The 23,882-nt window shown below is 69.7% G+C and carries 23 protein-coding genes and 1 pseudogene; 7 read left to right on the plus strand and 17 right to left on the minus strand.

The window, feature by feature from the left end; all coding sequences use genetic code 11:
• Positions 1-181: pseudogene (locus tag SJ20_RS08250) on the plus strand (phosphotyrosine protein phosphatase); the annotation flags it as partial.
• 47 nt (positions 182-228) lie between these two features.
• On the opposite strand, the gene pth reads toward SJ20_RS08250, so the two are convergent.
• From pth to SJ20_RS08265, 3 genes are all read right to left on the minus strand, one after another.
• Positions 229-804 (minus strand): aminoacyl-tRNA hydrolase, encoded by a 576-nt coding sequence (gene pth / locus SJ20_RS08255; RefSeq protein WP_044659563.1) that lies wholly within the window; start codon positions 802-804, stop codon positions 229-231.
• Between the two features lie 7 nt (positions 805-811).
• The gene (locus SJ20_RS08260; RefSeq protein ID WP_044659564.1) at positions 812-1,435 is read right to left on the minus strand and encodes a 50S ribosomal protein L25/general stress protein Ctc; all 624 of its coding nucleotides are present in this window, start codon (positions 1,433-1,435) and stop codon (positions 812-814) included.
• Between the two features lie 185 nt (positions 1,436-1,620).
• Positions 1,621-2,931: an O-antigen ligase gene (locus SJ20_RS08265; RefSeq protein WP_231119446.1), complete on the minus strand. Its 1,311-nt coding sequence runs from the start codon at positions 2,929-2,931 to the stop codon at positions 1,621-1,623.
• 168 nt (positions 2,932-3,099) lie between these two features.
• On the opposite strand from SJ20_RS08265, the gene SJ20_RS08270 reads away from it, so the two are divergent.
• Complete coding sequence (locus SJ20_RS08270) at positions 3,100-4,497, plus strand: polysaccharide biosynthesis tyrosine autokinase (protein ID WP_020626568.1); 1,398 nt, start codon at positions 3,100-3,102, stop codon at positions 4,495-4,497.
• Between the two features lie 171 nt (positions 4,498-4,668).
• On the opposite strand, the gene SJ20_RS08275 is transcribed toward SJ20_RS08270, so the two are convergent.
• From SJ20_RS08275 to rfbB, 3 genes are all read right to left on the minus strand, one after another.
• Positions 4,669-5,427 (minus strand): hypothetical protein, encoded by a 759-nt coding sequence (locus SJ20_RS08275; protein ID WP_131661474.1) that lies wholly within the window; start codon positions 5,425-5,427, stop codon positions 4,669-4,671.
• 96 nt (positions 5,428-5,523) lie between these two features.
• Positions 5,524-6,957 (minus strand): sugar nucleotide-binding protein, encoded by a 1,434-nt coding sequence (locus SJ20_RS08280; protein ID WP_044659566.1) that lies wholly within the window; start codon positions 6,955-6,957, stop codon positions 5,524-5,526.
• A 13-nt stretch (positions 6,958-6,970) separates the two neighbouring features.
• Positions 6,971-7,966, minus strand: coding sequence for a dTDP-glucose 4,6-dehydratase (gene rfbB / locus SJ20_RS08285; RefSeq protein ID WP_044659567.1), 996 nt, complete (start codon positions 7,964-7,966; stop codon positions 6,971-6,973).
• A gap of 433 nt (positions 7,967-8,399) precedes the next feature.
• On the opposite strand from rfbB, the gene SJ20_RS12025 reads away from it, so the two are divergent.
• Both SJ20_RS12025 and SJ20_RS08295 read left to right on the plus strand, forming a co-directional pair.
• Positions 8,400-8,954: a glycosyltransferase gene (locus SJ20_RS12025; protein ID WP_052833444.1), complete on the plus strand. Its 555-nt coding sequence runs from the start codon at positions 8,400-8,402 to the stop codon at positions 8,952-8,954.
• 497 nt (positions 8,955-9,451) lie between these two features.
• Positions 9,452-10,795 (plus strand): IS256-like element ISMlu11 family transposase, encoded by a 1,344-nt coding sequence (locus tag SJ20_RS08295; RefSeq protein WP_044658726.1) that lies wholly within the window; start codon positions 9,452-9,454, stop codon positions 10,793-10,795.
• Here SJ20_RS08295 and SJ20_RS11760 read toward each other — a convergent pair.
• From SJ20_RS11760 to SJ20_RS08305, 3 genes are all read right to left on the minus strand, one after another.
• Positions 10,786-11,232, minus strand: a complete 447-nt coding sequence (locus SJ20_RS11760) for a glycosyltransferase family 25 protein (protein ID WP_131661477.1) — start codon at positions 11,230-11,232, stop codon at positions 10,786-10,788. The genes SJ20_RS08295 and SJ20_RS11760 overlap by 10 nt on opposite strands.
• Before the next feature lie 49 nt (positions 11,233-11,281).
• Positions 11,282-11,914 carry an alpha-1,2-fucosyltransferase gene (locus SJ20_RS11600; RefSeq protein WP_165577057.1) on the minus strand — a complete coding sequence of 211 codons (633 nt, stop codon included), beginning with the start codon at positions 11,912-11,914 and terminating at the stop codon, positions 11,282-11,284.
• A 285-nt stretch (positions 11,915-12,199) separates the two neighbouring features.
• A complete protein-coding gene (locus SJ20_RS08305; protein WP_165577058.1) occupies positions 12,200-12,985 on the minus strand; it encodes an alpha-1,2-fucosyltransferase in 786 nt (261 codons plus the stop codon).
• A 160-nt stretch (positions 12,986-13,145) separates the two neighbouring features.
• On the opposite strand from SJ20_RS08305, the gene SJ20_RS08310 reads away from it, so the two are divergent.
• Together SJ20_RS08310 and SJ20_RS08315 are read left to right on the plus strand one after the other, a co-directional pair.
• A complete protein-coding gene (locus SJ20_RS08310) occupies positions 13,146-14,135 on the plus strand; it encodes a hypothetical protein (RefSeq protein ID WP_044659568.1) in 990 nt (329 codons plus the stop codon).
• Positions 14,136-14,205: 70 nt separating this feature from the next.
• Positions 14,206-15,144 carry a glycosyltransferase family 2 protein gene (locus SJ20_RS08315; RefSeq protein ID WP_044659569.1) on the plus strand — a complete coding sequence of 313 codons (939 nt, stop codon included), beginning with the start codon at positions 14,206-14,208 and terminating at the stop codon, positions 15,142-15,144.
• 3 nt (positions 15,145-15,147) lie between these two features.
• Here the strand turns inward: SJ20_RS08315 and galE are convergent, their stop codons facing one another.
• Genes galE through SJ20_RS08340 form a run of 5 tightly spaced genes read right to left on the minus strand, consistent with a single transcriptional unit; the run spans position 15,148 to position 19,694 of the window.
• A complete protein-coding gene (gene galE / locus SJ20_RS08320) occupies positions 15,148-16,116 on the minus strand; it encodes a UDP-glucose 4-epimerase GalE (protein WP_044659570.1) in 969 nt (322 codons plus the stop codon).
• A complete protein-coding gene (locus SJ20_RS08325; RefSeq protein ID WP_052833447.1) occupies positions 16,113-17,096 on the minus strand; it encodes a glycosyltransferase family 2 protein in 984 nt (327 codons plus the stop codon). Before SJ20_RS08325 ends, galE begins: the two co-directional genes overlap by 4 nt.
• Complete coding sequence (locus SJ20_RS08330; RefSeq protein ID WP_044659571.1) at positions 17,093-17,605, minus strand: DapH/DapD/GlmU-related protein; 513 nt, start codon at positions 17,603-17,605, stop codon at positions 17,093-17,095. Before SJ20_RS08330 ends, SJ20_RS08325 begins: the two co-directional genes overlap by 4 nt.
• Positions 17,602-18,552, minus strand: a complete 951-nt coding sequence (locus SJ20_RS11605) for a glycosyltransferase family A protein (RefSeq protein ID WP_052833448.1) — start codon at positions 18,550-18,552, stop codon at positions 17,602-17,604. Before SJ20_RS11605 ends, SJ20_RS08330 begins: the two co-directional genes overlap by 4 nt.
• 23 nt (positions 18,553-18,575) lie before the next feature.
• Positions 18,576-19,694, minus strand: coding sequence for a glycosyltransferase (locus tag SJ20_RS08340; RefSeq protein ID WP_165577059.1), 1,119 nt, complete (start codon positions 19,692-19,694; stop codon positions 18,576-18,578).
• Positions 19,695-19,873: 179 nt separating this feature from the next.
• Between SJ20_RS08340 and rfbA the strand changes: the two genes are divergently transcribed.
• Positions 19,874-20,743, plus strand: a complete 870-nt coding sequence (gene rfbA / locus SJ20_RS08345; protein ID WP_044659573.1) for a glucose-1-phosphate thymidylyltransferase RfbA — start codon at positions 19,874-19,876, stop codon at positions 20,741-20,743.
• Positions 20,744-20,847: 104 nt separating this feature from the next.
• Here the strand turns inward: rfbA and SJ20_RS08350 are convergent, their stop codons facing one another.
• Genes SJ20_RS08350 through SJ20_RS08360 form a run of 3 tightly spaced genes read right to left on the minus strand, consistent with a single transcriptional unit; the run spans position 20,848 to position 23,870 of the window.
• Positions 20,848-21,711, minus strand: a complete 864-nt coding sequence (locus tag SJ20_RS08350) for a hypothetical protein (RefSeq protein WP_044659574.1) — start codon at positions 21,709-21,711, stop codon at positions 20,848-20,850.
• Positions 21,712-21,766: 55 nt separating this feature from the next.
• A complete protein-coding gene (locus SJ20_RS08355; protein ID WP_044659575.1) occupies positions 21,767-22,897 on the minus strand; it encodes a glycosyltransferase in 1,131 nt (376 codons plus the stop codon).
• 10 nt (positions 22,898-22,907) lie between these two features.
• Positions 22,908-23,870, minus strand: coding sequence for a glycosyltransferase family 2 protein (locus tag SJ20_RS08360; RefSeq protein ID WP_044659576.1), 963 nt, complete (start codon positions 23,868-23,870; stop codon positions 22,908-22,910).
• Positions 23,871-23,882: the final 12 nt, after the last annotated feature.

The raw sequence follows: 23,882 nt of genomic DNA on the forward strand, positions 1-23,882 counted from the left end.
TGCGTTCGCGGCGGAGGCGGCCCGCCACCGGGCCCTCGCGCGGTCGACCGCCCAGCCCCTCGACGTCGTGGACCCGTTCCGCGGGCCGGTGGAGGGGTACGCGGAGATGATCCAGATCATGGATCCCGCCCTGGAGACCATCGCGGACGCTCTGGCCCGCGCCGTGACCCCGACCCCCTGAGCGTGGGGCTGCACCCCCGTCGAGGACGTCCGCCCGGGGCGGGAGGCTCAGTGGAACGCCTGCTGGGCGGGCGCGAGCCCGTCCGTGACGAGCTTCTCGACGGCGTCCGCCGCGCGGTCCACGTGCAGGGGCAGGACGTCCTGCTCGGGCTTGGTGAAGGGGCGCAGCACGAAGTCGGCCACGTCCATGCGGCCCGGGGGTCGGCCGATGCCGACGCGCACGCGGGCGTAGTCCTTGGTGCCGAGCGAGGCGGTGATGGACTTCAGGCCGTTGTGGCCGCCCTCTCCCCCGCCGCGCTTGAGGCGCAGGGTGTCGAACGGGATGTCCAGCTCGTCATGGACCACCACGAGGTCCTCGGGGCCGATCCCGTAGAAGGACGCCAGCGCGGAGACGGGGCGTCCGGAGACGTTCATGTAGCCGGTGGACTTCGCGAGCACGACGCGCGGTCCCCCGATGCCGAGGCGACCCGTGGCCACCACGGCGCCGGCCCGGTGGCGGGTGAACCCGACCCCCATGCGGGAGGCGAGCTCATCCGCCACCATCTGGCCGACGTTGTGACGGGTGCGCTCGTACTCGGGCCCGGGATTGCCGAGCCCGACGATGAGCGTGGTCCCCGTCGTCATGGCGTGATCAGTCCTCGGAGCCCTCGGACTCGCCCTCGGCGGACTCGGCGGCCTGCTCCTCCTGCACGGACTCGTCGCCGAGGTCCTGCTCGACGACCTCCGAGACGGTGGCGATGACGATGTCGTCCTCGAGCTGCAGGGTGGTGCCGGCGGGGACCTGCACGTCCGGGGCGTACACGTGGTCGCCGGCCTCGCGGCCCTCGACGGAGATGGTGACGGCCTCGGGCAGGTCGGTGGCGTCGGCCTCGACCGGCACGGTGACGTAGTCCAGCACGTAGTCGTTGCCGGGGGCGACCTCGCCCTCGACATGCACGGTGACCTCGACGATGACCTTCTCGCCGCGGCGGACCTCGATGAGGTCCAGGTGCTCCACGGTGTCCTTGATGGCGTGGCGCTGGATGTCCTTGGGCAGGACCAGGTGCTCCTCGCCGGCCTCGTTCACGACGGTGAGCAGGGCGTTGGGGTTGCGGACGGCCAGGGTGGTCTCCTGGGCCGGCAGCAGCAGGTGCACGGGATCCTGGCCGTGGCCGTAGACGACGGCGGGGATCAGGCCGGCACGGCGGGCCTGGCGGGCGGCACCCTTGCCGAAGTCGGTGCGGCGGGTGACCTTGATCTTGAGCTGGTCAGACATGATGCGTCCTCCTGTGGGGGTCTCGGCCGCGCAGCCGGGGGCGGCGCGGGATGCGGCCAGGAGGGGGCTTCAGTGCCGCAGCGGGCCAGCATGCTGACACGCGGCGGCGGCCTCGTCGATCACGGAGCGCGCGCTCCCTCGCCTGGGCAACCTGGACAGGATAGCACCGACGCCGGCGGGCCGGCTCAGACGCCTGCACGCCGGGACCGCTCCACGATGCGGTCCAGCTTGCGGCGGTGAGCCCGCTCACCCGCAGACACGCCGTGGGATTCGTCGTCCTCCTGGGCGCTCAGCAGCAGGCCGCAGCCGAGCACGATGGCGCCGAAGATCGTGATGAACACCTCACCGAGCTGAAGGGAGGTGACCAGGATGATGACCGCGGCGGCCTCGACGGCCACCCGCGACGGCGATCGGTGCGTCCGGGCGAAGGGCCGCAGGCACAGCCACAGGTAGGCGCCCACCACCACGATCAGGAACGGCCAGCCGCCCTCCACCAGCAGCCCCAGATAGGAGTTGTGGAAGAACATGGTCACGTTGTCCAGATCGACGACGGCGGTGGAGAGCCCCTGGCCGAAGAACGAGGTGTCGGCCACCTTCTCCGCGGACGCCTGCTGGATCTCGGCCCGGAACCAGTCCGTGCCGGTGCGGTCTCCGAAGATGCCGAGGTCGGCCAGGTTCTCCTCGGCCCAGCTGACGAACCAGCCCATGACGACCGCGAGTGCGATACGGAGGACCCGCCCCAGGTAGGGGCTCACGAGGATCCACACGACGGCGCAGAGCAGACCGGCCATCGAGGTCCGCGAGCCGGTGAGGAACGTCAGGGCGGAGCCGGCGCCCAGCACGAGGAGCTTGGGGCCCATGCGCTGCATGGTGGCCACGAGCAGCACGGGCAGGAGCGCGTAGAAGAGGCCGGAGACGTTCTTGTCCCCCAGGAACCCGGTGAGGTAGCCGCCGTAGGTGTCCGGGGCCAGGCCCGCGTAGAAGAGGGGCACGTTGATCAGTGCGCCGGCCGTCATCCCGTAGAGGACGCCCTTGATGTCGATCCTCTCGCTGGCGATGGCGTAGATCAGCAGGATCAGGAGCGTGATCCTCGTGGCGCGACGCGTGGGGTCGAGGTCGTTGTGCACGGTCACCGCGACGAGATACGCCACCAGGGCCAGTGCGACGAGGGCCAGCACGCCGTAGTGGGAGAGGTCCCGGCGGGGCTGCCGGAATGAGGCGAGGAGCAGCAGAAGGATGGCGGAGAACTCCGCGAACGGGATCGGCAGGCCGGGAGCGGTGAACGCATCCATCACCAGGCCGATGGCCAGCACGGCCTCGAACAGCCGCGGTGAGGCCGGCGTGACCAAGGGGTTCCACGGGGAGCGGGTCCACGCGGCCTGACCGTCCGGGACGAGGCCGAGTGAGGCGTGACGCCTGGCAGGCCGGGCCTCGGGTGGCGCGACGGCCCCCATGGCGCGGGCAGCCGTCCGGTCACGGGGCGTGCTCGGGCGCATGGTGCGGAACCTTTCGTGGACGCCGGGCAATACTCGGCTCAGCGTAGCGCGGTGGCGGGCCTCGTCCTCGGGGCCTCAGAGCGCACGGTGGGTGTTGGTACCGTGGACCTGTGCGTTTCCTGGCCACAACGGCCCGCGCATCCCCGTCCATGACCCCCGAGGTGCTCCGTGACGATCGTCGACTTCTTCCGCCTCCTGCGCGCCAACCTCCTGCTGCTCCTGGCAGCAGCCCTTGTGGGGGGTCTGTTGGGTTGGGGCTACTCCGCACTGCAGCCCCGGATCTACGCATCCGAATCTCAGGGGTTCCTCGCCGCCCGGGCTGCAGATCAGAGCCTCATCACCAGCAACCTGCCCGCCGAGAGCCGGGCTCAGGCCTACGTCGCCCTGATCAACAGCGAGGCCGTGCGTGAACGCGTGGCACAGGACACGGGGCAGGACGGCGACGGCTCGCTCTCCGCGGTGCTCGTCCCCGAGTCCAGCATGATCAAGGTGACCGCCACCTCGACCGATCCCGAGACCGCCGCGCAGCTGGCGAACAGTGCACTGCAGGCGACGGCGGACGTGGCGGCGGACGTGGACAAGAACAGCCCGCTGGAGGTCGTGCCGCTGTCCGATGCCCGCGTGCCCTCTGCCCCCGTGAGCCCTGACACCCGGCGCAACGTCCTCTTGGGCGCGGTGGCCGGACTGGGTGCGGGACTCGCCATCGCCGTGCTCCGTCGTCTCCTGGACGTGAAGGTGCGCAGCCGCGCCGACGTGAAGGAGATCACCGGCGCCGGCGTCATCGGGGCCGTCCCGGAGAACGCGTCCCTGACCCGCACGGGCGAGGAGGCCGTGGACCTCGACCCCCGGGCCGGCGAGGCCATCCGGGCGCTGCGCACCAATCTCAAGTTCGTCTCCGTCGACGAGCCGCCCCGCGTCGTCTCGTTCACGAGCGCGGACCCCTCCGAGGGCAAGTCGACCGTCGCATCGAACCTGGCCCGCGCCCTGGCCCTGGCCGGCGAACGGGTGCTCGTGGTGGACGCCGACCTGCGGCGGCCCCGGCAGCACGACCTCTTCCAGGTGGCGGGCGACGTGGGCCTGTCCGAGGTGCTGGCCGGTGAGGTGCAGCCGGACGACGCCCTCGCGGCGACCGGCATCCCGAACCTCACGCTGCTTCCCGCCGGCCGGACGCCCCCGAACCCGTCGGAGCTGCTGGGCTCGAAGCGCATGCGGGCCCTGCTGAAGCTGGCATCGGAGGACTTCTTCGTCATCGTCGACTCCCCTCCCCTGCTGCCCGTCACGGACGGCTCCCTCCTGGCCACGGCCGTGGACGGGACTGTGCTCGTGGTGCGTCAGGGGCGGACCCGCAAGGACCACCTGGAGGCGGCTGTGGAGAATCTCGCCGCGGTGGACGCGCATCTGCTGGGCGTGGTCATGAACGGCGTCGCGCGCTCCCAGCGCGGCGGCGGCTACTCCTACGGCTACGGGTACGAGAGCACGTACCACAAGTCCCATGACAAGTACCTGCAGGGAACCGGCAAGGGCGGAAAGAAGTCCCGTCGGGCCGCACGGGCGAAGAAGGGCTGACGCCAGTCCCCTCCACACGCTGGGGCCCCGCACCTTCCGGTGCGGGGCCCCACTACGTCTGTGCGAGCCGGCCAGTGCTGGCTGCGGCCCCGTCGATCACGGAGCGCGCGCTCCCTCGCCTGGGCAACCCCGACAGGACACCACCCGCACGACGGGGGCGGGTGGCCCGGTTCAGCTGCTCAGCTGCTGCAGATTTGCTGTGGCTTCGGCGTCCGGCGTGACCGCCATGCGCCCCTGAGCGCCGGGAACGTAGGGTCCGCTCGGCCCGTTGCGGCGTTCGAAGCTGAGTGTCATCGGCTGCTGCGGCCCGGTGGGCCCGTCCGGGTCCACAGTGATCTCCCGGTACGTCCAGTAGTCCAGGGGCAGGCAACGGCCATTCTCCCACATGGAGAAGTTGACGGCCTTCACATGGAAGGTCTCGAGGTACAGCCGCCCGTCACTCGCGACGTTTGCCGGGTCGATGGTGCCGGTGTACGTCCAGGTGTAGGGGGTGTACACGAACCCGTCGGCCTTGACCTGCGGGGCACCCAGCACGGGGCCTGACCACTTCGTTGAATGCCCGGCGGCCGCCTGCCATGTGATCGGGTTCTGTGTCGCAGTATGAGTGCCGCGCACCCAGTAGACGAGCTTGGCGTTGCTGTAGCTGGCGTCCTTGGAGACGTCGTAGAGGTAGAGCCCCCAGGGCGCGCCATCGGGAGTGGGGCGCGGGTTGGACGGCGCCGAGTTCACCTCGAGATCATAGCGGCAATTGCCCCGATTAGTCGGCGAGTTCAGCACCCAGCCGTTGATGCCGGGATCCTTGCGCAGCGAGACGGCGAAGGACGGTGCCGCCGAGACCATGGCGACGGCGGGGACAGACCAGGCCAGACCGGTGGCGACGGCGCGTCGGCTCGGGCCTGACTCGGTGGTGGAAGCAGAGTGAGCGTTCATAACGGGACCTTCCAGGAGGACTACGCGTGCCTGATTCAGGAGGACTACGTGTGCCTGATGTATTTCCGCTGTGCAGACACATCCAAGGGAAGAGTATCAGCAGGTGCCAGCCTTGAACTCCGTCAGATGGTCTCGCAGGCGTTCGCGCTGGTCCGGGGCGGTGTAGCCGACGGCGGCCAGGGGCCCGAGGTCGAGGGCGCTGTTGGTCGGCCGCGGGGCCACGCCCTCCTTGCCGGCCAGGTACGCGGCGGTGGTCGTGGCGGAGACGCGCGCGGCGTCGTGACCGGTGTCCTCGAAGACCCACCGGGCGACGTCGTGCCAGGTGACCACGTCGCCGCTGTTGGTCATGTGGAACGTGCCCGTGGGCGCGTCCGTGGTGACCAGGTGCAGCAGGGCGTCGGCGAGGTCGTCGGCGAAGGTGAGGCGGCCGTGCTGGTCGGCGACGACGGCCGGGTCGATCCCGCGCTCGGCGAGCGAGGCCATCGTGGACACGAAGTTCTTCCCCTCCCCGATCACCCAGGAGGTGCGCACGATCCAGTGCCGCGGCACGGTGCCCACCGCGGCCTCGCCGGCGGCCTTCGACTGGCCGTAGACGCCCAGCGGCGCGAGCGGGTGGTCCACCGGGTGCTCCTGCCCCACGGGGAGGGCGCCGTCGAACACGTAGTCCGTGGACACGTGCGCCAGGGGGACGCCGGCCTCGGTGCAGCGGCGGGCGAGCTCGGCGACGGCGGTCGCGTTGACGGCCCAGGCCTGGGCCCGGCCCTCGGTCGTCTCGGCGGTGTCCACCGCGGTCATGGCGGACGCGTTGACCACGGCGCGCAGGCCGCGGAAGTGCTCCCGCGGCCACGACGCCGGATCGGCCATGTCCCACGTGTCCCGGCCGTGGGCCTCCACCGGGATACCGGCGGCCTCGGCCCGGGCCACCAGGGCGCGCCCGAGCTGGCCGCCCGCGCCCAGCACCAGGATCGGAGCCGGCGGCATCGGGACGACGTCGTCGAGCAGCGGGTGGGCGCGGTCCTTGTCCGAGAGCTCGGCGTCCTCGAGCGCGATGGGCCAGGCGATGGCCGCCGTCGGGTCCGCGAGGTTGAGGAACGTGTACTGGCCCTGCGCGTCGGCGGACCAGTGGTCGTTCACCAGGTAGGTGTAGGCGGTGTCCGGCTCGAGCGTCTGGTAGGAGTTGCCCACCCCGCGCGGCACGAAGACGGCCTTCTCCGGGCCGAGCTCCACGGTGGCGACGGCGCCGAAGGACGGCCCTTCGCGCAGGTCCACCCAGGCACCGAAGATCCGGCCGTGGGCGACGGCCACGTACTTGTCCCACGGTTCGGCGTGGATGCCGCGGGTGGTGCCGACGGCGTCGTTGAAGGAGATGTTGTTCTGCACCGGGGCGAGCGAGGCGAGGCGGGGGTGCTCGGCGGCGAGGGCGCGGATCTTCTCCCGCTGCCAGTTCTCCTTGAACCAGCCGCGGTTGTCCCCGTGGACGTCGAGGTCGAGGACGAGCAGGCCGGGGATGGCGGTCTCGGTGATGCGCATCAGCGGTGCCCCCTCACTGGCCCTGGGTGCGGTACCTGGCCTCGACGGCGGCCTTGGCCGGGCGCCACCAGGTCTCGTTCTCGCGGTACCAGCGGACCGTGTCCGCCAGACCGGCGCGGATGTCCGTGAACTGCGGCTCCCAGCCGAGCTCGGTGCGCAGGGCGGTGTTGTCGATCGCGTAGCGCAGGTCGTGGCCCGGGCGGTCGGCGACGAGGTCGTAGTCGTCCGCGGGGCGGTCGAAGAGCTCGAGGAGGATCTCCACGATCTCCCTGTTGTTCCTCTCGCCGTCCGAACCGATCAGGTACGTGCGGCCGATCTCGCCGCGTTCGAGGATGCGCAGCACGGCCGAGGAGTGGTCCTCCGTGTGGATCCAGTCCCGGACGTTGACGCCCTGGCCGTAGAGGCGGGGGCGGACGCCGTCGATCAGGTTGGTGATCTGGCGCGGGATGAACTTCTCGATGTGCTGGTACGGGCCGTAGTTGTTGGAGCAGTTGCTCAGCGTGGCCTGCACGCCGAAGGAGCGGACCCACGCGCGCACCAGGTGGTCCGAGCCGGCCTTCGAGGCCGAGTACGGGCTGGAGGGGTTGTATGGGGTGGTCTCGGTGAACTTCGCCGGATCGTCCAGCTCGAGGTCGCCGTAGACCTCGTCCGTGGACACGTGGTGGAAGCGCTTGCCGTGCTTGCGGACCGCCTCCAGGAGGACGAAGGTCCCGACGATGTTCGTCTGGATGAACGGCGAGGGATCGTTCAGCGAATTGTCGTTGTGGGACTCCGCCGCGTAGTGCACGACGGCGTCCGACTCGGCGACCAGGCGGTCCACCAGGGCCGCGTCGCAGATGTCCCCGACCTCGAGAGTGACGCGGTCCTCCGGCAGGCCGGCGAGGTTCTCCCGGTTGCCGGCGTAGGTCAGCTTGTCCAGGACGACGACGTCGTGCCCGGTCTCGCGGACGACGTGGTGGACGAAGTTCGATCCGATGAACCCGGCGCCGCCGGTGACGAGGATGCGCATGGGTCTCAGGCTACGAGAATCACGCTCCCATTTCCTTGCCCCCCCGGCGCGAGTCAACAACGTCACGCCCTCCTACAGCTAGCATGCCTTCATGCGCCTCATCTCTGCCCCGGCCTGCGGAGCACGCCGCATCAAGCACCATATGGCCATCATGACCCGTCGCGCTCGGCGCGCCGGTGGCGATGCGTGGTCACACCTTCGCCCTCGGTTACGCCCCTACCGGTATGACGCTCGGCGATATGAGGACCGCAACGGATTTCCGCCCTTCGACCACTTCCTACATCGGGAGCCCCGTGACGGCCAAGTTCTCGAAGGGGCTGAAGCTCCGTCCACGGTGTGGTGCTTCTGGACAGGCCCCAACGCCCTTACCCCCAACAGGGCGAGATCTGTCCAGGCCCTCGAAGCAGCCTACGGCGAGGCGGGGTTCCGTCTGGTGACAGACGACATCCTGCCGTCGATCACTGTTCCCGGCCACCCTCTGCACCCCGCGTATGACCTGCTGTCTTTCGTGCACCGCTCGGACTACCTTCGCGCGTATGTCCTTCACCATCATGGAGGCGCGTATACAGACCTTAAGCCCCCGGGGAATGGGTCTTTGATTCAACCGCTGCAGCGCCTCCAGGAGGACAAACACCTCTGGGTTGTTGGCGCGCCCGACCCCGATCACCGACTTGTCGGCAATTTGCATGGGCCTCTGGGCGACGACACTCGCACGCATCGATCCGTCCTCGTGGGGATTCAAGCGATGGCTTGCCGGCCACGCACCCCGTTCACTGCCGAATGGCTGAACGAGGTCGAGCGTCGCCTTGACTACTACCATCGCGATCTACGGTCACATCCGGCCCGCGATCCCTATGGCAGAGAGGGCGGCTATCCGATCACCTGGATCGGCATTGGGGCCGACGTCTATCAGCCGCTGCAGCTCAAATATCTGAACCATGTGGAGGTGGACCGCACCCTGCGCGTGGTTACCTCCGACTACCGCTGACCCTCCGCGAACCTAGGCGTTACGCCGGATCGCCGGCTACGAAGCCGATGACGGGCAACACGAGCCCCTGCCCTTACACGCGACACACGGCGGATCCAAGCCTGTCGACCCCACTGGCTAGCAACGTAGTGCGTCTGGTGGAAGTGGGGGCGATCGACTGGATTGATCTCCGAGCCCCCCAGCCATCCGGCAATGGTTGGGCGGAGGAGATGAACTGCCAGGCCAGCGCGTTCTTCCCACTCCGCGTAGTCGTCCGCTGGCCATCCCTGCCCTTCAGCGGGGATGGCTTCCACGAGCCGCCGGGCCGTTCGGCGTGAGACGAGGTAGAGGCCAGCGCAGCAAAGTGGTCCTTCATACGCACCAAGCCGATGGGACCATCGCCATGGCCAGCCGACAGGCCTAGCAAACAGGGAGAGGTGGATCAGATCCCTGTCGAGCGAGGGCGTGTCAGATGGTCTGTGTAAGCCGTACCGAGAGGAACGGTAAGAATCATGACCATGATCGACGAGAAGAACCCAGGCGAGCCCTCGGGCCAGGACCTGGTCGAGCAGCTGAAAGCCTCAGGGCAGCTTGATGCCCTGTTCGCGCAGATCGACGCGGGCGGCGTCGAGCTCACCGGTGACGGCGGGTTCGTGCCCGCGCTGGTCAAGGCCGCGCTCGAGCGGGGCCTGCAGGCCGAGCTGACCAGCCATCTGGGCTACGAGAAGGGCTCGAGCGAGGCGCTGAAGCACGCCAACTCCCGCAACGGGACCACCCCGAAGACCGTGGAGTCCGAGGTCGGGCCGATCGAGCTGGACGTCCCGCGAGACCGGGGCGGGTCGTTCACCCCGCGCCTGGTGCCCAAGGGCCAGCGGCGCCTCGGGGGCCTGGATGACATGATCATCAGCCTCTATGCCGGCGGAATGACGATCCGGGACATCCAGCACCACCTGGCCTCCACGATCGGCACGGACCTGTCGCACGAGACGATCTCCAACATCACCGACGCCGTGAGCGAAGAGGTCCTGGCGTGGCAGTCGCGGCCGCTGGAGGAGTTCTATCCGGTGATCTATCTCGACGCAATCCGGATCAAGATCCGAGAGAACAGCCAGGTCCTCAACCGTGCCGCCTACATCGCCGTCGGCGTGGACCTCGAGGGCATCAAGCACGTGCTGGGGATCTGGGTCCAGGACACCGAGGGCTCGGCGTTCTGGGCCCACGTCTGCGCCGATCTCGCCAACCGGGGCGTGCAGGACGTGCTGATCGTGTGCTGCGACGGGCTCAAGGGCCTGCCGGAGGCGGTCGAGGCGACGTGGCCGGACTCGATGGTCCAGACCTGCGTGGTTCACCTGATCCGGGCCGCGATGCGGTTCGTGGCCTACCAGGACCGCAAGAAGGTCGCCGCCGCGCTGAAGCCGATCTACACCGCCCCCAACGAAGAGACCGCGAGGAAGGCGCTGGCCGAGTTCGAGGCCTCCGAGCTCGGCACGAAGTACCCGTCTGCAGCCGCGACCTGGGCGAACTCCTGGGAGCGGTTCATCCCGTTCCTGCAGTTCCCACCCATGCTCCGCAAGGTCATCTACACGACCAACAGCATCGAGTCGCTGAACTTCCAGCTACGGAAGGTGACCAAGAACCGCGGCCACTTCCCCTCGACCGAGGCGGCGGTGAAGCTGCTCTGGCTGGCGATCTGCAACATCGAAGACAAACGCGCCGCCGAACGCGCTCGGGACCGGGGCAAACCCGCCGGCCAGCGCAAAGCCCAGGGCCGGCTCGTCGAAGGTCAGGCCGTCACGAACTGGAAGCAGGCCCTCGCCCAGCTCGCCGCGGCCTACCCCGACCGGATCAACCCCTACCTGTGACCACCCCGCTTACACAGACAAGTTGACACGCCCTCGAGCGACCAGAACGGATTGTCTCTGGGATCCTCTCCGGGCTGCGCAAGGACGGCGAAGTCCACTACTCGTCGTGCAACTCTGCGGACGACACCGGGGAATGCGGAAGAGAAGACCGCATCGTCCTCCGCGACGAGCATCAAGTCATCGTCATCTCCCGCCGCGTAGCCGAACTCTGCCCAAAGTGCGGCATGGGACAGCGCGCATCCAATCTCACCTCCCTCGGGGGGACGGCCGTACCGACGCTGGAAGTACTCTGCATCGAACCTGTCCCGTCCAGCGCCTGAACGCCCATCGAAGGCGTCAAAGACTTCGAACCCGCGGGCGGCCTCTTGCCTGAAGAAGACCTCACGACGGGGCGATCCGGCAAGTGAGATGACGCGACGGGAGGATATGCGGCTCATGAGGTCAGGGTATCGGGAGAAGCCACTCTTCCGCGGCCTCACGCATCGCCTAGAAGTCACCTTCGATGACAGTCCAGCTGGGAGCCAGAAGATGAGAGCGACCACCGTTCTCGGTACGCGAGAAGAACCACGGAGCGATCACCTGTCGTCCTGGATTGAGGACGTCGCCGATGTAGCCGCCCCAATACGAGAAAGTGGAATTGGTGATGATGAGTCGCTTCGCGTGGATGATCGCCTTGAGGTCATGCGCGATGTCGCCGTCTTCATACTCCACCGGTGCGAACTCGGAGAGAAGATCATTCACGTGGTCGCGACACCAGTCGAGGCCATCCGAGATGACGACGATGCGACCCACGGACCCCTGCGTGCGCACGGCTTCTGCGAGAGCCGAACGCAGGTACTTCTTCTGGTCCATGCCAAATTGAGCCCGATGCCTGTCGACGCTGTAGTAGTCGCCTCGCCGAACATTGACGACGATCGCATCGTCGTAAGAATCCGTGGCCGGGGAAACTGCAGATCCTGGGAGGAGATCATCGCGAATGAAATCTTCAAGCAGGGGTGGCGCAAAGCGACCGGTGGATCGCTCCTCGTTTTCCCACGGGCGCACCCGCTGTGAAGTGAAGGGCACGTGAGACCGCCGCAGGAATCTCTTCTCGCGGAGACGTGGGAACAGCTCGATCACGCCCACCCTGTTTTCGGGAAGCAAGACGAACCGGGGCTCCCCCAGAGAGGCCCCCTCATACGCCCAGAGCCCCTGGTAGAGGAGATTCCCCAGCCCCATCCACTCGGGAGCCCACGAGACGGGCGCGCCCCGTCGGACGGTTCGGAGAATGGACGCCTTGACGGCACCTACAGCACGCATGGGTCCAACCTAAGTCATGGTGCGGGGACAGTCCTGTCCGCCGCGCCAACTCCACCCCACCGTGGGCGGGAACGGGGAACAGCACCGAGCCCGTGCTGGACGACGTCAGATGAACGCGTCATCGGGGATCGCCTGCCATTGCGGGAGCAGCAAGGGAGACTCACCTCGCGCGTACAGCCGGTTGAAGTGCAGGGGTGCCTGGACGCTCTGCGGGCGGTCGCTCGGAGGCATTGCACTCGCCAGGTATCCACCCCAGTAGGAGAACGTCGAGTTCGCCAGGACCAGGTGCCGACCGCCGGCGAGCTGCGCCAGGTCATTGAACATGTCGTGTTCGCCCGGAATCGTCCCCACGTCCCCCCAGGCCGAGAGGAAGCCGAGGTTCTCGCGGCACCAGCCGACATCATCGGAGACGAGAATGATTCGACCTACCTCGTCTCGAGGAATCCTCGCCACAGCGGCCCGGACGTACCCGGCGATGTCGAACCCGAAGTTGGCGCGGTGGACCGGATCGGAGTAGTAGTCCCCCCGACGCACGTTCACCACGACTGCCCCGCGGTCTACCTGCTTCAGACGCGCCTGAAATCCGTTGCTCGTCAACAACCTCTCGCGCGTGAAGTCCAGGAGGTCACGAAAGAACCAGTCCTGGTAGGTCTGCTGGCCCCACTCGACCGTTCGCTCTTGCCGGAAGGACACATCGTCTTCCCGCACCGTGAGATCCCTGAGGGCGGGGAACTCTGTCAACCACGGCTCCATCTTGGGCTTGTAGCGCACCAGCCACGGACGTCCCGTTTCCCGGCGGCGCGCCCAGGCCGTGGCCCACAGGTAGAGGAAATTGCCACCGTTCATCGGCTCTGCCCCCCAGATCACTGGAGGGTCGGTGCGGCGCACCATGGCCAGCACTCCGGCAGCAATGTCTCGGGGCGTCCTCATCCTCATCAGGCTTCGCATCGGTGGCCTCCTCAATTCCGCCGCCACAACAGACGTACCCGATCCCAGCGTACTGGCGAGGACCTCGCCCCCGACTTGATCGCGCGACGCCTAGGCTGGTCGTATGACCATCGACGTCCTCTACGTCCGTCCCGGCGGCAGCGGCTGGGGTCCCGTCGACGTCCTCGCGCGCCTGGCCGCCCGGCTGCTCGAGGGTCGACTCGTCGAGGTCGAGGACCGCGGCGCCGCCTCGTGGGCCCAGCGCGCGTCCGTGCTCCTGCCGCGCGGCCGGCGGGCCCGCGGGCGCCGCCTCCTGGTGCTCGCCGGCAACCCCGCCGCCCTCGCCCTGGCCGCGCGCCGGGACCTGTGGTGGCCCGGGCACGAGTCCACGGCGGCCTGGATCGTCGACTCGTTCTGGACCGACCGGATCGCCGGGATCGCCCGGCACCGGCCCCACTTCGACCGACTGTTCGTGACGGACCCGGACCTCGTCGATGAGTGGAGCGCGCTGACCGGCCGCCCCGTGGACGCACTGCCGTGGGGTTCGGACACCCTCGCCGTCGCCGCCGACGACGGCCCCCGCCCGGTCGACCTGCTGCGTCTGGGCCGCCAGCCGGAAGCCTGGGACGACGACGCCCGCACCGCCCGCGAGGCGCAGGACCACGGCCTCGTGTTCCGGGGCCGGCCGCCGTCGGCGCCCGATCCGCTGCAGAACCAGGAGGCCGTCCGCACCGCGCTGGCGCAGGCGCGCCTCGTGCTCGCGTTCTCCAACCTCGTCAGCCCTGCGCCGTACACGCACCCGACCCGCGACTACCTCACGGGCCGGTGGACGGACGCCCTCGCGGCGGGATGCCGTGTGGCCGGCGTCGCCCCGCGGTCCGCGGCCACGCTCCTATGGCCGGAGGCCACGCTCGAGGTCTCGCCCGACTCCCGCGCCGACGCCTGGCCCGTGCTCGCAGAGGCCGCCGCCGCCTGGACGCCGGAGCGGGCCGCCGAGCAGCGGCGCCGGGCCCGCCGGGAGCTGGACTGGCGGCTGCGCCTGCAGCGGCTCTGCACCGCGATGGGTTGGCCCCTCCCCCCGACCCTCGACGCGGAGCTGGCCGCCCTGGGCTGAACGCCGCACCCGTCTGACCCTCCGGCCCGCCCCAACACCGCCCTCCCCGCCGCACCCGACAGGAGACCCGATGCCCTCCCCCCTCGACCTCGCCCGCCAGGCCAAGCACCGCCTGTTCCTCCTCCGCCGGGCCCGGGAGGTGGTCCGGCAGGCCGCCGCCGTCCGCGGCTCGGAGCGGTTCGCCCGCGAGTACGCCCTCGCCTCGGCCGGGTTCGACCTGCCGGAGCTGCCGGCGATGTCCGGCCCGTGCGCCGTCGCGATGGTCCGCGACGAGGCGGACGTGATCGAGCGCTCCGTGCGCCACCTCGCGGACCAGGGGATCCCGCACATCGTCGTCGTGGACAACGGGTCGAAGGACGCGACGCCGGACATCCTGCGTCGGCTGGCCGGGGAGATCCCGGGGCTCGTCGTCGGCGCGGACCGGGAGCCGGCCTACGTGCAGTCCGCCAAGATGACCCGGCTGGCCGACCTGGCATCGGCCGCCGGCGCCACGTGGGTGGTCCCGTTCGATGCGGACGAGCTCTGGTTCGGCGCCGAGGGCACGCTCGCCGAGGCCCTGGCCGCCGCCGACGCACCCGTGCTGCGCGCCGTCATGCACAACGCGTTCCCGGCGGCGGACGGTTCCGGCCCGTTGCTGGACACGACCGCACACTTCAACGTCAAGGTCGCGTTCCGCCCGCGCCCCGGGGCCGTCGTCGAGATGGGCAACCATGAGGTCCTGCGTCCGGGCGTCCGCGCGGAGAGCCTGCGGATCCTGCACCTGCCGTGGCGCTCCTTCGAGCAGTTCGCCCGCAAGAGCCGCACCGGCGCGCAGGCGATCGCGCTCGCCGACACCCCCGAGGACAAGGCGTACCACTGGCGCCGGCTCGGGGCCCTCGACGACGACGCCCTGCGCGCCGCGTGGGAGGCCCTCCTGGCCGGTCAGCCGCTCACGGACGCGGCCTGGTACCCGCGCGGGACGCTGCGCCCACTGCGCTCGGACGCCCCGACCCGCTGGGACGAAGTCTGAGCCTCAGCGCGTCTCGGGCGGCCGCCGGGCCTCCCACGCGGAGCGGACCATGTCCTCCACCGTGTGGCGGTTCTCCCACCCGAGATCGCGCGCGGCGAGGGAGCCGTCCGCCACGATGCGCGCGGGGTCCCCGGGACGGCGCGGCTCCACGACCGGGTCGACGTCGCGCCCGGTGACCCGGCCGACGGCCTCCATGATCTGCCGGACCGAGGTGCCCGCCCCGGAGCCGAGGTTGTAGACCGGGGCCAGGGCCCGGCCCTCCGCGAGCGCCCGGGCGGCGGCCACATGGGCCCGGGCGACGTCGGCCACATGGACGTAGTCCCGGACGCACGTGCCGTCCGGCGTGGGGTGGTCGGCGCCGAGCAGGCGCGGGCGCTCGCCGCGGTCCAGGGCGCGGAACACGAGGGGGAAGAGGTTGTGGGGGCTCGTGTCGGACAGCGCCGGATCCGCGGAGCCGACCACGTTGAAGTAGCGCAGGCTCGTGTGCCGGAGCCCCGTGGCCCGGCCCTGGTCCGCGAGCAGCCACTCCCCGATCAGCTTGCTCTCCCCGTAGGGGGACTCCGGGGCGGTCGCCGTCGCCTCCGTGACGCGCTCCACGTCCGGGGTGCCGTACACGGCCGCCGAGGAGGAGAAGACGACGGCGGAGACCCCGGCCCGCTCCATCGCCTCGAGCACGCCCAGGGTGCCGCGCACGTTCACGCGGTAGGTGTGCAGCGGCTCGCGGACGGACTCGCCCGCGAACTTGTACCCGGCCACGTGCACAACGCCGGCGGCGCCCACGCGCGTCAGGAACGCCGCCACCTGCCCGACGTCGCCGACGTCGGCCCGGAGCAGGGGCACGTCGGCGGGCACGAAGTCCGCGAACCCGGTCGAGAGGTCGTCGACGACGGCCACGTCCATGCCCGCCCCCTGCAGGGCGCGCACCACGTGGGCGCCGATGTACCCGGCTCCGCCGGTCACCACCCAGGTCATGTGGTGCCCCGGCCGCGCCCCCGACGGAGCAGTCGTGTCCTCCGGCCCGACGGTGCCCAGCGGTATCGCACCATCCCCTCGAGGGCGCCGACATGAGCACCCACACGGGCGGACCAGGCGAGCTGGGCCCCCTCGTCACGCCGCGATGCCGGGAAGGCGGCCGCGCCTCGCACCACCTCAAATGCGGCCCCCTTCAGACTGGGCCCTTGCATCGAGCTGTCGCGATAGCGGGTCCACAGGTAGATGCGACCGCGCTGCTGGATGCGCTGCTGCCGGAACAGGCTTCGTGGTTCGGACTTGAGCCGATAGTGGACGACTGCCTGGGGCACACTCACCACCTTCATCCCGGCCCGCTGGGCCCGCCAGGCGAAGTCCGTCTCCTCCGCGCCGCCCGGATACGCGACGTCCATCCCCCCGAGGGCGAGGTACGCCGATCGGTGGATCGCGAAGTTGCCCCCGGCCACTGTCGGAAGATGGCCAGCGAACCCGCCGGGGTTCTCTTTCACCGCCGTCGGGCGGGCGAGCTCGTCGACCTCGGGGTCCGGTCCGATCCGATAGGCGGCGAGGACGTCGGGCGAGTTGAAGCGCCCGTGGTGGAGTGCACCGGTGGCGATTCGAGAGGGATCGTCCACGACGGCGTCGGTGAGGGATCGCACCCACGCGGGGCCCACGAGGTCATCAGCGTCGCAGAAGAGCAGGATCCTCCCCCGCGCTGCCCGAGCCGCCATGTTGCGCCCGTGGGACGCGCTCACCGGTCCCGAGGCGTCGACAACCCGCACGGTGAAGGCGTGCGCGCCGGCCAGCGCTGCCTGCGGTGTGCCGTCAGTGCTGCCGTTGTCGGCGATGACGACCTCGAAGGGCGGGGCGTCCACCTGGTCGTCCAGGGCGGCGAGCTGTTCGGGGATCCACTGAGCGACGTCCTTGGCCGGAATGAGGACGCTGACTAGCGGCTCGGCGGGATGTTCGGCCACCGCGGTCATGCCGCGCCTGCCTCGTCCAGGTCCCGGATGCGGCGGGCCGGCACGCCGGCGTAGAGGCCGTTCGGGGTGCAGTCCTTCGTCACAACGGCGCCAGCGGCGACGATACACTCGGCACCCACGGTGAGCCCGGGCAGGATGATCGCCCCCGCGCCAATCCATGTGCCGTCCCCGATGACCACGGGTTCAGGCCCGCCGTCGCCGGCCCGGAGCTCGGGCCCGCCGAGGGAGTGCTTGGCCGTGATGATCATGGCACGCGGGCCCACATACACGTTGCGTCCCAGGGTGACCGGCCCGTTGTCGATGTACACCTCCCGGTTGAGGTAGACGCCCTCCCCCAGGGTCAGGAGCGTCGGGTCCAGGATGCGGACATTCGCGGAGATCCAGACTCCCTGCGGGGCCCGCAGCCCGAACCGGTCCAGCCGAGCGGGCCGAAGCCGGTTGGGCACCAGCTCGGAACGAGAGAACAGCAGCGCGGCGCGCCGCGCGGTGGCGCCCCCGGGGACCTTCATGCGCACGTCTCCTCCACCTCGGGACCGGCGTCCAGGCCGACGCCGACCGTGGCCGGCGCCACTGCCCAGGGGAGCCGTGTCTGCAGGCGGCCAAGCGCGTGGCCGGCTGCGGTGTTGGTCCGGATCCACACACCGGCCCAGTCCGGGTCCTTGCGGCCTAGCGTCATGAGGGCAGCGCTGCCCACGGCGCGCGGCATCTCTCGCCAGGGGCTGGGATAGGGCGAACGGGAGCGCAGGCCGTAGCGCGCGGCGACGAGGGCGTGGGCTCGGGCGGAGCGGCGAGCCAGCCGGGCGCGGAATCCCACCTCCCACTTGCCGCGGTAGGCGATGCGCACCGCCGGAGCGCTGTCCACGGTCAGGCCGGCCAGCTGGGCCCGGGCGCCCAGGTCGTTGTCCTCGTAGACCGTGCCCAGTGTCACGTCGAAGCCCCCGACGCGCTCGTACGCCGCCCGCGTCATGCCGAAATCGCCGCCCATGACGACCGGGAAGGCGTTCGTCAAGTCACCCGACTCGACCCCCGTCCACTCGTCCACATCGCCCAGGGCCGCTCGGATCCCGGCGAGGTCCTGGGCCATCTGCTCATCGGTCATGAGCACGGCCCCGCCGGACCAGAAATCGGACGACTCGAAGGCCCGCGCCCCGTTGCGCACCCACCAACGGGAGACCACGTCGTCCGCGTCAGCGAACAGGAGCAGGTCCGCTCGCGCGCGAGCGACGCCGACGTTCCGTGCGTATCCAGGCCCCTGGTGTTCGGCAGCACGGATCAGGCGCAGCGGAACGGGGAACGCGGAGGTGCGGTCTCGCACCAGATCCGCGGTGCCGTCCGTAGAGTTGTTGTCCACCACCAACACCTCGTAGGCCGGGGCACCGCCCTGATCAGCCAGGGAGTCGAGCTGGAGACCGAGCACCCGTTCCGCGTTGAAGGCGGGGGTGATGACGGAGACCACGGGCCTCCCCTCACTGGCAGCACTCACACCGACTCCTCCTCGAGGGCGACGGCCCGGAAGAACGCGGCACGGCGCTCCATGAGGTCTTCGAAGGGTTCGGAGCCCACGAGGGCCAGCCCCGCCTTCCGGGCGGCGTCCACTTCATCGGGGTGCTTGAGCAGGCGGGTCAGCCGGTCGTAGAGCGCGTCCGTATCCCCCCGGCGAACAGCCCAGCCGACCCCGTGCTCTTTGACGAGGGGGGTGAGGGTCTCGTTGTGGAAGCCGAGCACCGGTGCCCCAGAGCCCAGAGACTCGCTGTAGGTGCACGAGGGGTCGCCCTGCATGTGGGGCAGCATCATAACGTCGATCTCGTTCTGAACGTCCGCGACCCACTCGGTGCGGAAGTCGCGGAACCCTCGGAAACGGACCGTGGGCGGGGCCGCGGCGCGGAGCTCCTGCTCCAGGGGCCCTCGCCCGAAGATGGAGAACGTGACCGGCAGGCCCGCGTGGTAGGCCCGGCGGGCCACCTCCACCACGAACTGGGGACCTTTGACGGCTTCATGCCGCCCAGAGAACCCCACGTGCAGGGGCCGAGTTCCGTCCCAGACCGGGACACGGGCCGCCGCCGCCACATCAGCGCGGTGCAACCGGTGGTCACGATAGGACATCGACCGGCGGGCGAGCCGCGCGTAGGTCCGCGTCGCTGCCGGCCCGTTACACTCCACCGCGGCGGCCCGCCGCACCATGGAGCGGAATCGGAGTTCGGTGCGCGCCAGTCCGAGCGCCATGCGAGGAAGGACCCGCGCGGTCGCCTCCGCTCGGTGGATGTCCAGCCGAGTCCGGTAGGTGAGCTCTGTCGTCAGGATCGCGGGAGCACCGATGTCAAGGATGGGCGCCGACGTGGGGACGAGCAGGCCTGTTACGAGGTCGACGGGGTGGTCCCGCAGGTCGGCCAGGTCCGGCCGGACCTCCACGACCCTGAACGGCAGCTCCGACGGCGGCCTCAGGTAACCGGTGCGGGGACGTTCCGCCAGATCGGTCAGGCCCGGGGAGAAGACGAGGAACTCTCCGTTCCAGAGCCTGCCCATGGCGTCGAGCGCTTCGAACGCGCGCGTCTCTAAGGCGAAGTCCCCGCCGTGTCTCGCGATGGGATACGGGAGCACCGAGCCCATCCGCAATGCCTGGGATGACGACGACCCTTCGATCATGAGACTCCTGTCCGCGTCAGGGGGGAATTCAGCCCGAACCCCCAGACGTCGCACAGCGCGGACGTCCTTTGTGGGCGAGTCTAGCCATCGCCGGGGCCTGAACGGAGGGTAAGAGGCCCCGTAGACTCGGGCCCATGAAGGGCATCATCCTCGCCGGCGGCACCGGCTCCCGACTGCACCCCATCACCCATGGCATCTCGAAACAGCTCGTGCCCGTCTACGACAAGCCGATGATCTACTACCCGCTGTCCACGCTGATCTTGGCGGGCATCAGCGACATCCTGGTGATCACCACCCCGCACGACGCGCAGCAGTTCCAGCGGCTCCTGGGCGACGGCTCCCAGTTCGGGATCTCGCTCAGCTACGTCCAGCAGCCCTCCCCCGACGGCCTGGCACAGGCGTTCATCCTCGGGGAGGACCACATCGGCGACGAGCATGTCGCGCTCGTCCTGGGGGACAACATCTTCTACGGCCCCGGCATGGGCCAGCAGCTGCGCCGTCACACCCAGGTCGACGGAGCCACCGTGTTCGGCTATTGGGTGGCGGACCCCAGCGCCTACGGCGTGGTGGAGTTCGACGACGCCGGCAAGGCCGTCTCACTTGAGGAGAAGCCTGAGGAACCCAAGAGCAACTATGCGGTGCCAGGCCTCTACTTCTACAACAACGACGTCGTCGAGATTGCGAAGAGCCTCAAGCCCTCGGCGCGCGGTGAACTCGAGATCACCGACGTGAACCGCACCTATCTCGAACGCGGCAGCCTCAACGTCGAAGTCCTCCCACGCGGTACGGCATGGCTGGACACCGGCACGTTCCACGACCTGAACGACGCCTCCAATTTCATCCGCACCATCGAGTCCCGCCAGGGCCTCAAGGTCGGTTCCCCCGAGGAGGTCGCCTGGCGCCAGGGCCTGCTCACCGAGGACGAGCTGCGCGAGCGCGCCGAGCCGCTCGTGAAGTCGGGGTACGGGCGGTACCTCCTGGAGCTGCTGGAGTCCGGGCGGTGAGCGTGGCCGAGTCCACCCTGGCGGCCGCCCGATCTGCCCTTCCGTGACAAGGAGGGTCAGAGGAGCTCAGGGGATTCGGCGCGAGTGTCTGCCGGTCACTGCGGTCACCGATGCCCCCACAGTTGGGGCTTCAGCCGCGGATCGATCCGGATGTGCTCGCGATATTTAAGGGTGAGGGGTTCGAACACCTGTGATCCGATGCGCGTCCAGGGCACCGGATACCCAGGATTGTCTCCGTAGACGTTGCCCGGCACCTCCGCCAGCAACGAACCGTAGTAGTCGAGTCGGCGCTCCACCTCGGCCAGCCACTCCGACGTCAGCGGGCTTCCCGGTCGAACGATCTTGCCGCTGAATCCGAGGAGGAGACTGAAGTTCTTGCGGACATCCCTTCCAAGCGGGCCGTGAAAGTACGCCGCTTCGGAGGACCGTGGCACGCGATATCCGGTGACCCACGCGTCCACGTCCTCCTGCATCTCCTCGATGAGCGGTGCCCACGCGTGGTGATGCTTCTTGATATCCGTGAACGCGCCGCCATGATGGTGCATCAGATATGCGTGGAGGTAATCCGAGCGATGGACATCCGACAGGTGCTCATAGGACGGATGGAGCGGGTGACCGTCCACCACCACCTCGTGCAAGGTGCCGGGAGTGACCAGCCGGACGTCCAGATCGTGCTGGACCTCGTGGATGGACCGCAGGCAGGCGGCGCGATTGACGGACATGGCATTCGTCCCTGACCAGACGCACCACACCACACGGGGAATCGGCCGGTCGGACTTCCAGGACGTGTTGCGACTCGTGAGGGCCGTGAAGTCCAGCTCATATCGTGCGGCGTCGTAGCGGGCAGGGGACACCGTCGAGTGCATCCGGTAGATGAGGTCCCTCCCCTCCGCCACCACATGTGCTCCGTGCTTCTGCGCCAGCCAGAGACGGTGTTTGAGCCGACGAGCGGAGTGGAGAAGGTCCATGCGTCCTGCCTTTCAAATCCTGTCGATCACTGCGAACATCTCGCTATCGCCTGCCTCAATGTCCGGGCCCAGCGGGCAGTTCCCCGACCAACGCACGGATCCGCCGCCCGAACGCGTCCTCCGAGAACCGCTCGGCATGCGCCTGCATCGCCGCCCGGTCCCAGTCATGCGCCAGCAGACGTTCCACCCCGCCGGCCACCGCATCCACCGTCGGCTCCTCCACGAACACCCCGTTGACGCCGTCCACGATGGTGTCCAGGTAGCCGCCGGCGCGCAGCGCCACGGTGGGCACGCCCCACGCGCTCGCCTCGAGCGGCGTGATGCCGAAGTCCTCGTGGCTCGCGGCGATCAGTGCCGTCGCGTGCGCGTACGCCCAGCGCAGCTGCGCGTCGGTGAGGTCCTGGCCGAACACCACGTCCTCCCCCGCCATCGCGCGCAGCCGGGCCTCCTCCGGGCCCTTGCCGATCACCACGAGCGGCCGCCCCGCGCGGGCCGCAGCCTCGATGGCCACATCCACGTGCTTGTACGGCATGAGCCGCGCGACCGAGAGCAGGAAACCGTCCTCCGCCAGCCGCTCGGCGCCGGGGATCGGCTCCTGCGGGCCATCCGTGCTCACGGAGTGCGGCGGGAACACCAGGTCCACGCCGTCGAGCCCGTAGACCTCTTCGATCCGCTCCTTCACCACCGTGGAGTTGGCCACATAGCGTGATCGACGCCGGACGGCCGCGCGGTCCCACCTGCGCAGACCCGGGCGCAGCACGCGGGCGATCCGGCCCTTGATGCTGTCCCGGCCGCCCTCGCCCAGGTAGTCGTCCAGCAGGTACACCCAGCGCGCCGGCGTGTGGCAGTAGACGAGCGTGGCGCCGTCGTAGCGGAATCCGTGCGCCCAGCCGGACGTCGAGACGACGGCAACCGGCTCCTTCACGTGCATCAGCGAGGAGGCCAGGGGCAGCAGCGGCAGTGCTCTCCGCGGGTCCTTCCGCAGCAGCCCCACCCGGTTCAGGGGCGAGGTGATGATGTGCGCGTCCTTGAACTCGGGGAACGTGCCTTCGGCGTCGTAGAACGTCGTGTAGATGGGCGCGTCCGGCCACATCCGGTGCAGGGCGAGCACCACCCGCTCCGCCCCGCCCTTCTGGGTGAGGTAGTCGTGGGCGATGGCGATACGGCCGCGTGTCATGTCGGTCATGGTGATCCCCTCAGAACTGTCGGCGGGCACGCCCCGGCCGGGTGCGTCCAGTCTCCGCGGCGGCTTCGACCTGCAAGGCGATCAGTTTTCGTGCGACCGGGGCTGGCAACACGACAGCGGCACGCTCGACGACGGCAGAGCTGTACTGGATCGTGCGCTCCGTGCTCAGAGCAGCCACCGCCCGCACGGCGGCGCCCCACGGCCCGCCCGGGGCGCGGTCCCCGCCGAGTGCGTCCGCCCCGTGCTTGGCGATGAAGATCTGCCGGGCGGACCCGGAATGCAGAGCCCGGCGCGCCTTGGTGTAGGTGGTGACCGCCGCCGCGTGGTGACGGGTCTCCAGCTCCGGCCGGATCTCCACCGGATACCCGGCGACGTGGAGGCGGTAGCCGAAGTCCACGTCCTCCCAGCCATAGCGGCGGTAGTCCGGGTCGTAGCCGCCGAGCTCCGCATGGAGGGTGCGGGGCACGGACACGTTGCCCGCCCAGTGCCGCCACTGCTGCTCTGCCGGAAGGGCATAGGCATGGCGACGGTGCGCTTCGTCCTGGGCGTCACCGTAGACGCGCTGATAGGCGGAGTCCGGGAGGACATTGGCCGTCAATCCGATCACGCCGCCATGCCCGCCCGCGTGCGCGGCCACGTGGTCCCGGATGTAGTGCGGTCCGGGCTCGAGATCGTCGTCCGCGCGGATGAGGATGCGGCCGGACGTCGCGTCGGCACCGGCGTTGAGCGCAGCGACCCGTCCGCGGTTCTCCCGGAAGACGGTCCAGCTCAGGCCCAGGCCCGGATGCTCTGCGGCCAACTGGGCGAGCACCGCTTCCGACCCGTCCACATCCCCGTCCACGACCACGTGGACCTCGAACGGCGGGGCGTCCTCCTGCGCGGCGAGGGCGCCGATCAGGCGCGGCAGCCGCTGGGCGCCGCCTCGGCTGGGGACGATCACGCTGGCCTCGGGGGTCAGGGGCGTCTCTGTCATGAGTCCTCCGCG

This window comes from Micrococcus sp. MS-ASIII-49, assembly GCF_000946635.1.
Lineage (GTDB): Bacteria > Actinomycetota > Actinomycetes > Actinomycetales > Micrococcaceae > Micrococcus > Micrococcus luteus.